Below are 13,405 nucleotides of genomic sequence, written 5' to 3' on the forward strand. Positions count from 1 at the left end.
TTAGTTGGGTGCTTTTTTTGCTAATGGATATAATTAACTCGATTTTTTCAAATCATATATAGGGTAGAATTAAAAAATAATCGATACTATTGGTGTAAACATGAAAGAGTCCTTTATTCTATGTTCAAGTTGTTTTTCTAATCAAGGTTTAAAAATCTCGGCACAAAAACTTGGTATTAAAAAAGATATGAGATGTACAAATTGTGAAGATACTAAAGGTTACAAACTGACAAAAAGCATTTTAGAGGATTTAGCTCATCAATTTTTTGTAATGGGAAGTGGTGTTAAAGGTGATTATGGAAGTGCACCCCGCATCAAGTTCAATGAGTATCAAGAAACAAGCATCGTTTGTACAGACGACATTAATCAAGATATAAGGTTATTTGAAAAATATCTAAAGGTGGGTTTTTTTCATTATGGACCTAGGTTATGGACTCTTGGCTATATCACGCCCTTGGAAGACTTTCAAAATAAAGATAAGAGAATGGAGGTAATAAAGAGAATAATCAACGAATACCCTATTCTTGAACTTGATACTTCAAAAATATTCTACAGATTGAGAGTTGCACCAAGTGAACCTAGTAATATAGGTGAGTATGATAGCTCACCCTTTCCAGGAAAAGGTAGACTGGATTCAGAAGGCTTCAAGATATTCTATGCTTCACAAGATTTGGAGGTTTGTATTCATGAGTGTAGAGTAAGCGTAACTGATGAATTGTACGTCGCTACAATTAGACCTTTGAAAAATTTAAAGATGTTAGATTTAAGCACAGAAATTTTAGAAAACGTTACTGAGTTTGAGAGCTTAAATATTTCTCTTATAATGTTGTTCTATGCTGGCAAGCATTCTTACGAAATTTTGAGACTTCTAAGCCTGGAAGCTTACAAGAAAGGGTTTGACGGTATTATCTTTCCATCTTTCTTTACACAGGCCAGACTAGGAGCGCTCCCATCACCTTCTACATATCAGAGTTTAAATAATAATATAGATGATTTTAAAGAAATTGAAGAATCTGGTAAGATCCCGAACATTGCTATTTTTGGCCAACCTATAGAAGATAAACTGGTTGAAGTACTAAGCATAAATAAGTTGTTTCTAAATAGAGTAGTGTATGATTACTTTTTTGGTCCAGCAGATGTGAACTAAACTTATTTCCACCTTATTGATTCTTACTACATGAGCATCTTTGAAAGCTTGTAATAGCAGGCGAATATAATTTTTAACTACCTACTTTTTCCCGAAGAAAAGCAGCACCTCAAAAGAGATGCTGCTTTTTTATAATATTTGACTGCTAAGCTAAAGAGTTAGCCCTTCACATTCACCACATAGCGCCCAACCACTTTGCTCGACATGAAGCGATCTAGGTATTCTGGCGTTTGCTCAAGCGTAATCTCTTCGCCATAGCTCTCAAGATTAGGCAGTTTCATATCAGTGGCAACACGTTTCCAAATGGCTTCTTTATCTGCCAGCGGAATATAGACCGAGTCGATACCCAGTAGTGATACCGCTCTGGTGATAAACGGCATGACCGTCATCGAAAACTCAGCACCGCCCGCTAGGCCGCAACTGGTCACTGCGCCGCCTGCTTTGGTTTGTTTGAGTAAGTTAGATAAATACTCGCCGCCGATGGTATCAATGGCATTGGCCCATAGCTCACGGCCGATAGGTTTGCTACCGATTTCATTGATCGTATCGCGATGACGTACTTCACTCGCGCCCAGCTCTTTTAAATGCTCACTCTGTTCTGGTTTACCTGAGAAGGCAATCACTTCATAGCCGAGCTGTGCGAGGATAGCGATACTGATGCTACCCACGCCGCCCGTTGCACCAGTCACAGCGACTGGACCATCACTTGGTTTTGCGCCCATTTTCTCTAATTTTTGCACACTGAGCGCTGCGGTCAAGCCGCCAGTACCATAGGTCATCGCTTCTTTTAGCGTTAGTGTTTCTGGACAGGCCAGCGCCCAATCTGCTGGTATAGAGATCATTTGACCCAGACCGCCATCCGTATTCATACCGAGATCATAGCCGAATACCAACACTTCTTGTCCTACGCTAAATGTTCCTGATTTGTCACTGACGACGACGCCTGCTGCATCGATACCGGGAGTGTGTGGGTATTGTTTGGTGATTCTTTTATTACCTGTGGCTGACATGGCATCTTTGAAGTTCAATGATGAATAATGCACTTCGATGAGCAAGTCGTTCTCTGGTAAGTCACTGACATTGCGTTCTTGAATGCTTTTTTTGAATTCGCCGTCGCTGGTTTCTTCGACGACTAAGGCTCTGAACGTTTTCTCGTTTGACATGGTGATATCCCTATTACGTTTTATTGTTTATGTTCATAAGTCATGGCTTAACTATCGCATGCTTAATTATCTGATGACTGCAAAGCCACTAAAGCAAAAAAAGCCCACTGTACTTTAGGATAAATACAAATGGGCTTCTTCTTATTTTGTCATACCTCTAATGATAATAATCATTAAAAGATAAGTGTGTGAACTAAATTTTAACGGTACTTTAAAGGTACTAAGGTTTTAATAGTACCTTACCTTTTTTGCCAGATTGCACATCACCTGAGACGGCTTTGGTAATCTCATCAAGCCCATAAACAGCTTCAATCGGTAATTTCAGATTGCCGTTGGTCGCGCGCTCTAGCAGCTCATCAATCAGACGTTGTTTGTTGTCTAGATCCATTTCTTGGCTAGTCTTGCTGCCCCAGAATCCTTTGACAATCGCTTGCTTAAAGATCAGGCTGCCAGCGTCTAGCTGCATTGGTTTGCCTGACATAATACCAAACGAGACCAACGTGCCATTACTACCCAATAGCGATAGCAGCTCGTTGCTTGATTCACCACCGACGGAGTCCACAGCAGCGGTGATCTTGTCCTCACCAATGATAGCGCGGACTTGGTCCTGCCAGTCATCATCAGCAGTCACGACATTGTTTTTGATATCTAGCGCGGTCAGCTCTTCTAGCGAGTCTTTGCTACGCACGAGATTAATCGTATTCACACCACGTGCCGCTGCTAGCATGGCTAGCGTTTTACCGACTGCGCCATTAGCCGCGTTATGGATGATCCATTGTCCGCTATCCACTTCTAAGAACTCTAGCAGCATTAACGCAGACAACGGCATAGCGATCAGCTGCGCGGCCAGTTCGTCTTCGATGCTGTCAGGGATGACAAATACCATGTTGGCAGGGGCGACGAAATACTCTGCCCATGTTTCGTGCACACTGGCACAGGCCACGCGCTGACCGACGCTTAAGTCTGTGACCTCATCACCGACCGCATCAACAATTCCTAACGCTTCGCTACCGCCAACTGCTGGCATTTCTGGCTTGTAGCCGTATTGCCCACTGACAGTCAGCATGTCGTGGTTATGAATGGGGGAGAGGATGGTTTTGATACGTACTTCGTTGGCAGCAGGCTGCGGTATAGGACGCTCGCCCACGCTCAGTACGGTGGAGGGTTTGCCAAAGTGATCATAAGTAGCAACGCGCATAAATTATCCTTAATTATTTGTTGTTATGTGTGTGGGACCCAGACCATCATATTATGGTGTAGCTATCGTACTGTGTGATCTGGTTTAAATATAATCAGTATGGATCATACTATAGATAACAATAGACTGGTCGTCTAGTAAATAGATGATGACGTTATGTATGGTTTTGTTTCAGGTAGATTGAATGCTCAGTCATTACCTTGACAGATATTGGCATATACATATTCTGCCATTTAGCATTTCCAGCATGATTTTGTCTAAGTCTTACAAAAATAAATAGAGAGAAAATAAAATAATCAGAAGACTGCAATATAGAAAATAAGTTCGGATATCCAGACTGTCTTAGCATTGCCGCTATACCGTTATTTTTACATCAATTTTATAGACAATGATTAGTTATTGAAAACAATATTATAAGTAAAATTTACAACATTTTTCTAGAATTTTTATCTAGCAGCCTTTGAACACCAGCACTGACAATAATAAATACTGAGAAAAAATATCAAATAAATTGTCTAAGTGATAAGTTTATAAGCGGTATTATATTGCTGATGAACGGTAAAATTATGACCAAAAAATGCATAATACAATCGAGATTCTATTTGATTTTTGTCTAGAAAAAATGATTTTTTCATGCTCCTGTCACGTCAATATGCTACTAGAGCGCACCAAAAATTGTTGACATTTATATTGTTTTTCATTACTAATGGTTATCCAATATATTACCGAATATTATCCATATTTATGCATATTAGCAGTGTTAAGTGTCAATTTTGATTCAATGGTTATATCTTAGTGGTTGAATCAAGCGATGAACGGTATAAAAGTAGACTGTGAAAACAGAACGGAAGGGATAACTTTTAAACCTATGAAAAACAATGGTTTCAGGAGAGATAAGGTAGTTCTTACCTTTGATAATCATTGCCTACCGTGACTATTGTGATAGCGATTGATGAAGTGGATAGTATCAGTATACGGATAAATTAAATGGACTTACTAAAACTGAGTAAATCTGCCCAGCCACCTATTCGCTAGGATGTTATATGATACCTGCCTCTAACCACCTTTTTAAATATGCACTTTTGCCTACTTGTATAGCGCTGACTATGTTCGTAACTGGCTGTAGTGATAAGTCTGCAAACGATGGCACAACCACTCAATCTTCAAATATTGACCCGAATGTATTGGCTGATAAGCAAGAATTGGTTGTCAATAATGCCGCCGAGCCAGAGTCGCTGGATCCACACAAAGTATCAGGGGTTCCTGAAGCTGGTATTGATCGACAGATGTTTGAAGGTCTAACCAATACTGATGCAGATGGTAAGACCATTCCGGGTATGGCGACCAGTTGGGAGAGTCCTGACAATAAAGTATGGACGTTTAAACTGCGTGATGCCAATTGGTCAAATGGTGATCCTGTAACAGCAGAGGACTTCGTTTATAGCCTGCGTCGTCTGGTCGATCCAAACACTGCCTCCCCTTATTCGAGCTATTTAGTCGATGCCAAAATCGTGGGCGCTGAGCAAATCGTTGAGGGCAAAGCGGGCATAGACACGCTTGGTGTCAAAGCCATAGATGACAAGACCTTACAGGTGACTTTATCAGAGCCTGTCCCTTATTTTCCAGATATGATGATCCATAACTCAGTCAAGCCCGTCAACCAAAAGAATGTCGAAGCGTTTGGGGATAAATGGACTGACCCTGCCAACATCGTGGTCAACGGTCCATACAAAGTCAGCAAATGGCAAGTCAACGATCAAATCGTCCTAACGCGTAACCTTGCTTATTACGATGACGCCAATACCAAAATTGATACTGTCACGATGCTCGCGATTCCTTCTAGTACCACTGATGTGGCGCGCTATCAGGCAGGTGAGATTGACATGACCTACAATGAAATTCCGACTGAGCAGTTTGCGTCTCTCAAAGAGCAGCTCGGTGATGAGCTCACTGTCTCTCCTTATCTATGTACCTACTATTACGAGTTTAATAACGTCAAACCACCATTTGATGATGTCAAAGTGCGCCGTGCGCTCGCCTTGGCATTAGATCGTGACACGGTGGTCGATAAAGTCATCGGTCAAGGACAGACAGCAGCCTATCAGCTGACACCAACTGCGACCAATGGTGATGTAAAAAATACGCCAGAGTGGTCAACGTGGGATAAAGAGAAGCGTCTTGCAGAAGCCAAAAAACTGCTGAATGAAGCAGGCTATAGCGAGAGCAATCCACTAAAATTTGAGCTGCTATACAACACCAATGACCTGCATAAGAAAACGGCGCTCGCCGTCGCCTCGCTATGGAAACAATCGCTTGGCTTTGTCGATGTCAGTTTGATCAATAAAGAATGGAAAACTTACCTCGATACGCGCCGTAATGGTAACTATCAAATCGCTCGTGCGGGCTGGTGTGGTGATTACAACGAAGCCTCAACCTTCTTAAATATCGTAAAAACAGGTAATAGTAATAACCACGGCAAATACTCCAATGCCAACTTTGACAGTCTCATGGCACAAACGCTAAAACCAGGTGTGACGCCCGAGCAGCGTGTTGATTTATACAACAAAGCTGAGGCTGAGCTAGATAAAGACATGCCTTTATTAAATGTCTATCACTATGTCAGCCCTCGTCTCATTAAGCCTTATGTCATTGGCTTTTCTACAAAAGATGCCTTAGACAACTGGCAGGCAAAAGACTTGTCCATCGCCAAACACTGATAAATCAGGATTTTAATAGGTGAGTGCGATGTAGACCGCTTCGGCGGGCTTATCGCACGCGCTGCTACTGTTAGTAAGCAATTACTGCATGTTATATCTGTTGTATCCTTCCGGCTTTAATCAAGCTTATGAAGGGGCACTTCCATAAAGAGGTCTTATGTTAAAACTGATTTTTCGGCGTATTTTAGAGGCCATCCCGACCTTATTTGTTTTGATCACTGTCTCCTTTTTTATGATGCGCTTAGCGCCAGGCAATCCTTTCTCAGGCGAGCGTACCTTATCACCAGCCGTACTGGCCAATATCGAAGCCAAATACAATCTCAATGATCCTTTATGGTTACAGTATGTCCATTATTTGGGGCAGCTTGCTGTCGGCGATTTCGGTCCTTCTTTTAAATATAAAGACTATACGGTCAATGAGCTATTGTCGCAGTCATTTCCAGTGTCTATGGAGCTTGGGATTTATGCGTTTATCCTCGCATTGGTTTTGGGGCTGATATTTGGGGTATTGGCAGCGCTGAAGCAAAACTCATGGCTCGATTATGTGCTGATGGCGTTTGCGATGACTGGGGTTGTGATTCCAAGCTTTGTTAAAGCGCCATTACTGGTACTTATCTTTGCGATTATTTTGCATTGGCTACCAGCAGGTGGGTGGAACGATGGCGCACTGCAAAACCTTATATTACCCGTTACTGCCTTGGCGCTGGCCTATACCGCCAGTATCGCGCGGATTATGCGCGGGTCGATGATTGAGGTGATGAACAGTCAATATATTCGTACGGCGAGAGCCAAAGGCTTACCGATGCGCCAAATTGTCATGAAGCACGCGCTTAGACCGGCGATGCTGCCTGTGATTTCGTATTTGGGTCCTGCCTTTGTCGGCATTATTACCGGTTCTATTGTGATTGAGACCATTTTTGGTTTGCCGGGTATTGGTCAGTTATTTGTGAATGGCGCACTCAACCGTGATTATGGTGTGGTGCTGAGTTTGACGATTTTGGTGGGTGTGCTGACCATCACGTTCAATGCCATTGTTGATATTTTATACGCCATGATTGACCCAAAGATTCAGTATTAAATGTGGTGAATTATTATTTAAGTAGATTATTACAAGGACAACTATGAGCCTTATTGTAGACCAGCCCACCGACATTATCCTGTCGCCAGCGAAAGAGATTAAAGGTCGCAGTCTTTGGCAAGATGCGTGGCGACGTTTTTATCAAAACAAGGCAGCCGTTGCCAGCTTTTTTATTCTATTACTGATTGGCGCTTTTGTCCTATTTGTCCCTTTGTTTGCCCCTTTTGGTTATGCCGAAACCGACTGGAACTTCATGCAAGCCGCGCCGTCTATCGAAAATAAGCATTACTTTGGTACGGACTCTCTCGGCCGAGACTTACTGGTGCGTACTGCCGTCGGTGGTCGTATCTCCTTGATGGTTGGCATTGCTGGCGCGACGGTTGCCGTGCTTTTCGGTACCGTTTATGGCGCGACGTCAGGCTATCTTGGTGGCAAAGTCGATATGATTATGATGCGGTTTTTAGAGATTCTAAGCGCCTTTCCGTTTATGTTTTTTGTGATTTTATTGGTCACGATCTTTGGGCGTAACCTAATCTTAATCTTTGTCGCTATTGGACTGGTGTCTTGGTTGGATGTGGCTCGGATTGTTCGTGGTCAGACGCTCAGCCTCAAGAGCAAAGAGTTCATTGAAGCGGCGCACGTTGGCGGTGTCTCAGGCTTTAATATTATCCTGCGTCATATCGTGCCCAATGTGCTTGGCGTGGTCGTTATCTATGCCTCACTACTGGTACCGACTATGATTTTGTTTGAATCATTTTTGAGCTTTTTGGGATTGGGTGTGCAAGAGCCGATGACCAGCTGGGGCGCACTACTGCAAGAAGGCTCTCGCACTATGCAAGTAGCGCCTTGGCAGATTTTGATTCCGTCGGCTTTTTTGGTCATTACGCTATTTTGCTTTAACTTTATTGGCGATGGTCTACGCGATGCGTTTGACCCTAAAGACCGCTAGGAGAGTAACATCGTGGTAACTAAAGATTTCAGTAACACCATTAATAACAATCTTAATGATGGTTCTAATAACAGTCTCATTACGCCTCCCAATACCTTATTGGAAGTGAAGGATTTGTCCGTTCAGTTTAAGACTGAAGATGGTTTGGTGACAGCGGTCAATGGGTTAAATTTTGATCTGCATGAGGGTGAAACTTTAGGTATTGTTGGCGAATCAGGCTCTGGCAAGTCGCAGACTGCCTTTGCCATTATGGGACTATTGGCAAAAAATGGTCATGCCAAAGGCTCAGTACGCTTTCAAGGTAATGAGTTATTAAGCTTGTCGCAAAAGGCACTGAATAAAATCCGTGCCGAGCAGGTGGCGATGATTTTTCAAGATCCCATGACGTCACTCAATCCTTATATGAAAATCGGCGATCAACTTGCCGAAGTATTGATCTTGCATAAAGGCATGAATAAAAAGGACGCGTGGGCAGAGTCGATACGAATGTTAGATGCGGTCAAAATCCCTGAGGCCAAAAAACGCATTGGTATGTATCCGCATGAGTTTTCAGGCGGTATGCGTCAGCGAGTCATGATTGCGATGGCATTACTCTGTCGCCCTAAATTGTTGATTGCTGATGAGCCGACTACTGCACTCGATGTGACGGTGCAGGCGCAAATTATGGTGCTATTGAATGAGCTAAAACGCGATTTCGGTACGACTATTATCATGATTACCCATGATTTGGGCGTTGTGGCGGGTATTTGTGATCGCGTCCTTGTGATGTATGCGGGTCGCACGATGGCCTATGGCGAGACGGAGGAGATTTTTTATACGCCAACGCATCCGTATACCATCGGACTATTAAAAGCCATTCCGCGTCTGGATAATGAAATCGGCAAGCTTGAGACGATTCCCGGTAGTCCGCCAAACTTATTGGACTTGCCTGCAGGCTGTCCTTTTTATGAGCGCTGTCCTCATGCGATGGATATCTGCCGTGATACACCGCCGCCGCTTGAGTTTTTGCCGCACGATCGTCAGCGCGCTTGTCATTGGCATCCTGAAACAGAAACGGATACCTCGGCAGATATTCATGCCAATCATCAATCAGAGATAGAGGGGTAGACGATGATGACACAGACTTCTAATAGCAGCGCGACCCAGCCTAAAACACCGTTACTCAAAGTGCGTGATGTTCATACTACGTTTAATATCAAACAAAAAGGCACTTACTTTTGGCAAAAGCCTGCGACGTTAAAAGCCGTCAATGGCGTCTCATTTGAGATATTTGCTGGCGAGACATTGGGCGTGGTGGGTGAGTCGGGCTGCGGTAAATCGACCCTTGCTCGTACTATCGTGGGCTTGATCGAAGCCAATTCTGGTAGCATCCTGTTCAATGAGGAAGAACTCGTAGGCGCGTCCAAAAAAACCATGCGAATGAAGCGAAAAGACATTCAAATGATTTTTCAAGATCCGCTCGCCTCCCTAAACCCGCGCATGACCGTGGGCGATATCATTGCCGAGCCGCTACGTACGTATTATCCAAAAATGAAAAAGTCTGAGGTACAAAGCGAAGTACGCGAGATTATGAAAAAGGTTGGGCTACTGCCCAATCAAATCAATCGGTATCCGCATGAGTTCTCAGGTGGACAGTGTCAGCGCATTGGTATTGCCCGCGCTTTAATCTTGAAGCCCAAAATTATCATCTGTGATGAGCCCGTCTCTGCCCTTGATGTGTCTATTCAAGCGCAGGTTATTAATTTATTGCAAGACATCCAAGAAGAGATGGGGCTCGCGCTCATCTTTATTGCCCATGATTTATCGGTGATCAAGCATATTGCTGATCGGGTGCTGGTCATGTATTTGGGTAACGCCGTCGAGCTTGGAGTGAATAAAGCGGTGTACGGCAATCCGACTCACCCTTACACTCAAGCATTGATGTCGGCTGTACCGTTACCCGATCCCATTGCTGAGCGCAATAAAACCATTCAGCTATTAGAAGGCGATTTGCCAAGTCCTATTAATCCGCCCTCAGGCTGCGCGTTTCGGACGCGCTGTCCACTAGCGGATGATGAGTGTGCCCAGATCAAACCAGTATTAGAAGGGAATATAAACCACCGAGTGGCGTGCCTAAAAAACAAAGTCGACGTAGTATCGTAAGTTAGCAGTCCTTTAATAATAGACGACTGTGTTAAGTTACTTTATTAAAAAATACCAAAGGTGGATAACATCATCTTTGGTATTTTTTTGATTAGGAAAGCTTTATAGCACGCTGGTTCGAAGTCAGTAAAGCCAGTATTTTTGACCCTTTTTTAATAAAACTCAATACGGCTAAGGATGTGTTCTTGCACCATGTAGGCACACACATAAGCGCTTGGCCACGCAAAAATAAATGCCAGTCCCCACGAATGCATCAGCTCCGTAAAAAAGCCATCGACATAACCCACTTTGACAAGTAGCAACGCCGACGAGATAATCAGCGACATCATCAGTGCCATAAGGCCCGTGAAGATAAGGCGGTAGTATTTGTGGCGAGTGCGGATTCTAATAGTGGGTATTTTGCTCATAGTTTTACTTATTTCGGCAATAAAAGGTTAGGGCATATTAAACATTGATACGCTATTTGCATTGTAGCAATACCGCACAGTTCTCAAAAGCAGTACTACTACTAAACTCTCTGTTACCGAGTACCCATATTAACGATAAATTGCTGTTTTGAGGGACGTAACGGTTATTGTCAAAGCTGACTTCACCGCGATCAATCTGATTGGCAACGATCATATAGCGTGAGGGCGAGCTAGTAAATGTATTATTCTTAACACTTAATTTTTGAATATTAAATTGCAGTAGCAGCTGACCACCTTGTTGTTTACCTAGGTCATTGTTGGTGACCGTATTATCAATAAGAGTGATTTGTCTGACACCGCCACGTTGCTCATCATAGCCACCGACTGCGAGACCAGCATAGCTGCTATTGGTGACCGTATTGCCCTCTACCCAGACCTCCTCTGTCAACTTTTGAAAGTTTTCACTGGCGACTTCGATACCAATATCATTGCCAGTCACGGTATTGTTCTGAATAAATACTTGTTTACCACCATCGACATAAATACCACCCGCTGAAGGATCATCACCCTTATAGCCGGGATTGCCAACGATGCTATTGCGTGTGACCGTATTGCCGATGATATCGCCTTGTCTGGCATAGTCGTTATCGGTCTCTGCTGTGCCTTCAAAACCAATGATGTCGATACCAATATTATTGTTATTATTGACTTGGTTACGGTTCACTTCAAAGTTTGTCACATCCCCATTAAGTACGATCGCTTCACTACGACCTAAGCTGAGATTTTCGACTCGATTATTATTGACCTGAATATCCCTAATAGGCTGAGTACCGTACACCGCAATGCCATGCGCATTACCATCCTCAGTGTCAGCACGCGTGCCTAAATCATGAATATAGTTGTTTTCGATGAGGATATTATGACTACTGCCAGTGACATAGATCGCAATGGGTGTGATCTGATCGTTGCTCGTCCAAAATTTAGTAAATTCTAAACCGCGGATAATCACATAAGCTTGGTTTTCGATATGAATCAGATGCTCATCGTCAGTACTTGGCGTGCCTGTAACGACAACTTTTGCGGATGGCATTGGCTCAAAAACAATAGGCTGCGCTAGTGTGCCAGAATTTTCAATATAGACAGGCCCTTTATAAGTACCGGCGGCAATGTGTACTGTTGTGCCAGCAGTGGCGAGATCCGCGGCTCTTTGTAGCGTCAGTACTGGCGAGTTCGCACTACCTGAGGCATTATCACTGCCTGTTGTCGCCACATAGATATGTTTGCGCGTACTGTCATCGAGCGTTAAATTATCAAGGGCTGAGCTGCGATCATAAAATGCTTGGCCACTAGATATTGGCGTCGCCGTTTCAGGCGGTGTTGGGATATTTGGTGCTGCGGGTGTGGCTGGTTCAGCAGTGGTAGGAGGCGTTGAAGCGCTTGAATCTGTATCTGAGTCGCCACCACCGCAGGCAGGCAATAGAACCACTATGGATGCAAGTAGACCAATCGGTAATAGCGTCGATGAGCGAATCTTTGAATGTAGCGCTAATTGAGTCGTTTTCATAATACTTCCTTGTAGGGTGACGGGTGTAGCCTATTGGTGAACAAAAGAGTGAATAATATAGGAGTGGTTTTGATAGGGCAGTTTTAAAAGCTACTTTAAAAATAATAATGAAAAATAGTTCATTGTTTATAGTCTATTTTGCGACGATAATCTATGATAACCAAGACTAAACGATAAATAGGACAATAAAATGGCAGACCAAGCACAGCGAACGCTCGGCATTATTGGCGGTATGAGTTGGGAGAGTACCGAGAGCTACTATCGCATTATTAACGAAGGTATCAAAGCTAAATTGGGTGGATTACATTCAGCAGATTTATTGATTCATAGCGTCGATTTTGGTCCTATCAATACGCTACAAGAAACGGGCGAATGGAACGAGCTGGGCGCGATGATGGCGAGTAGTGGTAAACGCTTGCAAGCGGCGGGTGTACAAGGGCTCATGATTGCTTCTAACACCATGCACAAATTATTCGACGATGTACAATCAGCTACAGACCTGCCGTTGATTCATATTGCAGACGCCACTATCGATGCTATCAAAGCACAAAATCTCAGCAAAATAGCGTTACTGGGTACGCAGTTTACGATGACCCAAGATTTTTATAAGCAGCGCCTGATTGATGCAGGGCTAGAAGTATTGATACCTGCCGAGGGCGAGCGTGCTGAAGTACACCGTATTATAAAAAAAGAGCTGTGCGTCGGTGAGTTCAAAGACAGCTCACGCCAATATTATATCGATGTCATAAGCAAGCTTGCTGAGCAAGGAGCAGAGGGGGTGATATTAGGCTGTACTGAGATTGGCCTGTTGATCACGCAAGACGACAGCCCGATACCTGTATTTGATACCACAGCGATTCATGCCGCCGCCGCGGTAGATTTTTTATTGGCTGATGTAGCGTTGTAATGTGTTAATAATCAACGCTTAGCCCAGCAAAGATTTTTACATACGGTGCTTTTTATTAGGTCAACGTTATGCCAAATATCAATGAACAAGAGCCGTAATGATTAAAAGCCGTCAAGCTAGGCGTATATATGAA

Annotated in this window: 11 protein-coding genes; 7 read left to right on the forward strand and 4 right to left on the reverse strand. The window is 43.5% G+C overall.

Going from position 1 to position 13,405, the window contains the following annotated elements; genetic code table 11:
- The first annotated feature begins 100 nt into the window (after positions 1 to 100).
- On the forward strand, positions 101 to 1,147 hold the full coding sequence (locus JMX83_RS04830) for an RES family NAD+ phosphorylase (RefSeq protein ID WP_201599422.1): 1,047 nt from the start codon (positions 101 to 103) through the stop codon (positions 1,145 to 1,147).
- Between the two features lie 158 nt (positions 1,148 to 1,305).
- On the opposite strand, the gene JMX83_RS04835 is transcribed toward JMX83_RS04830, so the two are convergent.
- Positions 1,306 to 2,310: a YhdH/YhfP family quinone oxidoreductase gene (locus JMX83_RS04835; protein WP_201599423.1), complete on the reverse strand. Its 1,005-nt coding sequence runs from the start codon at positions 2,308 to 2,310 to the stop codon at positions 1,306 to 1,308.
- A 220-nt stretch (positions 2,311 to 2,530) separates the two neighbouring features.
- A complete protein-coding gene (locus JMX83_RS04840; RefSeq protein WP_201599424.1) occupies positions 2,531 to 3,508 on the reverse strand; it encodes a zinc-binding dehydrogenase in 978 nt (325 codons plus the stop codon).
- Between the two features lie 1,106 nt (positions 3,509 to 4,614).
- On the opposite strand from JMX83_RS04840, the gene JMX83_RS04845 reads away from it, so the two are divergent.
- From JMX83_RS04845 to oppF, 5 genes are all read left to right on the forward strand, one after another.
- Positions 4,615 to 6,225, forward strand: coding sequence for an ABC transporter substrate-binding protein (locus JMX83_RS04845; protein WP_227675740.1), 1,611 nt, complete (start codon positions 4,615 to 4,617; stop codon positions 6,223 to 6,225).
- A 157-nt stretch (positions 6,226 to 6,382) separates the two neighbouring features.
- The gene (gene oppB, locus JMX83_RS04850) at positions 6,383 to 7,303 is read left to right on the forward strand and encodes an oligopeptide ABC transporter permease OppB (protein WP_201508330.1); all 921 of its coding nucleotides are present in this window, start codon (positions 6,383 to 6,385) and stop codon (positions 7,301 to 7,303) included.
- Between the two features lie 43 nt (positions 7,304 to 7,346).
- A complete protein-coding gene (oppC, locus tag JMX83_RS04855) occupies positions 7,347 to 8,252 on the forward strand; it encodes an oligopeptide ABC transporter permease OppC (protein WP_087041773.1) in 906 nt (301 codons plus the stop codon).
- 12 nt (positions 8,253 to 8,264) lie between these two features.
- Positions 8,265 to 9,359, forward strand: coding sequence for an oligopeptide ABC transporter ATP-binding protein OppD (oppD, locus tag JMX83_RS04860; RefSeq protein ID WP_320157661.1), 1,095 nt, complete (start codon positions 8,265 to 8,267; stop codon positions 9,357 to 9,359).
- Positions 9,360 to 9,362: 3 nt separating this feature from the next.
- Positions 9,363 to 10,394 (forward strand): murein tripeptide/oligopeptide ABC transporter ATP binding protein OppF, encoded by a 1,032-nt coding sequence (gene oppF / locus JMX83_RS04865; RefSeq protein WP_265089494.1) that lies wholly within the window; start codon positions 9,363 to 9,365, stop codon positions 10,392 to 10,394.
- A gap of 152 nt (positions 10,395 to 10,546) precedes the next feature.
- On the opposite strand, the gene JMX83_RS04870 is transcribed toward oppF, so the two are convergent.
- The gene (locus JMX83_RS04870) at positions 10,547 to 10,801 is read right to left on the reverse strand and encodes a DUF2798 domain-containing protein (RefSeq protein ID WP_201599426.1); all 255 of its coding nucleotides are present in this window, start codon (positions 10,799 to 10,801) and stop codon (positions 10,547 to 10,549) included.
- A gap of 52 nt (positions 10,802 to 10,853) precedes the next feature.
- The gene (locus tag JMX83_RS04875; protein WP_201599427.1) at positions 10,854 to 12,365 is read right to left on the reverse strand and encodes a right-handed parallel beta-helix repeat-containing protein; all 1,512 of its coding nucleotides are present in this window, start codon (positions 12,363 to 12,365) and stop codon (positions 10,854 to 10,856) included.
- A gap of 190 nt (positions 12,366 to 12,555) precedes the next feature.
- Between JMX83_RS04875 and JMX83_RS04880 the strand changes: the two genes are divergently transcribed.
- Positions 12,556 to 13,272 (forward strand): aspartate/glutamate racemase family protein, encoded by a 717-nt coding sequence (locus tag JMX83_RS04880; RefSeq protein WP_201599428.1) that lies wholly within the window; start codon positions 12,556 to 12,558, stop codon positions 13,270 to 13,272.
- Positions 13,273 to 13,405: the final 133 nt, after the last annotated feature.

It is taken from the genome of Psychrobacter piscatorii (assembly GCF_904846415.1).
GTDB classification, from domain to species: domain Bacteria; phylum Pseudomonadota; class Gammaproteobacteria; order Pseudomonadales; family Moraxellaceae; genus Psychrobacter; species Psychrobacter piscatorii.

Coding starts and splice junctions, on each gene's coding strand:
- JMX83_RS04830 (WP_201599422.1), top strand. CDS start 101: ATGAAAGAGTCCTTTATTCTATGTTCAAGTTGTTTTTCTAATCAAGGT.
- JMX83_RS04835 (WP_201599423.1), bottom strand. CDS start 2,310: ATGTCAAACGAGAAAACGTTCAGAGCCTTAGTCGTCGAAGAAACCAGC.
- JMX83_RS04840 (WP_201599424.1), bottom strand. CDS start 3,508: ATGCGCGTTGCTACTTATGATCACTTTGGCAAACCCTCCACCGTACTG.
- JMX83_RS04845 (WP_227675740.1), top strand. CDS start 4,615: ATGTTCGTAACTGGCTGTAGTGATAAGTCTGCAAACGATGGCACAACC.
- oppB (WP_201508330.1), top strand. CDS start 6,383: ATGTTAAAACTGATTTTTCGGCGTATTTTAGAGGCCATCCCGACCTTA.
- oppC (WP_087041773.1), top strand. CDS start 7,347: ATGAGCCTTATTGTAGACCAGCCCACCGACATTATCCTGTCGCCAGCG.
- oppF (WP_265089494.1), top strand. CDS start 9,363: ATGATGACACAGACTTCTAATAGCAGCGCGACCCAGCCTAAAACACCG.
- JMX83_RS04870 (WP_201599426.1), bottom strand. CDS start 10,801: ATGAGCAAAATACCCACTATTAGAATCCGCACTCGCCACAAATACTAC.
- JMX83_RS04875 (WP_201599427.1), bottom strand. CDS start 12,365: ATGAAAACGACTCAATTAGCGCTACATTCAAAGATTCGCTCATCGACG.
- JMX83_RS04880 (WP_201599428.1), top strand. CDS start 12,556: ATGGCAGACCAAGCACAGCGAACGCTCGGCATTATTGGCGGTATGAGT.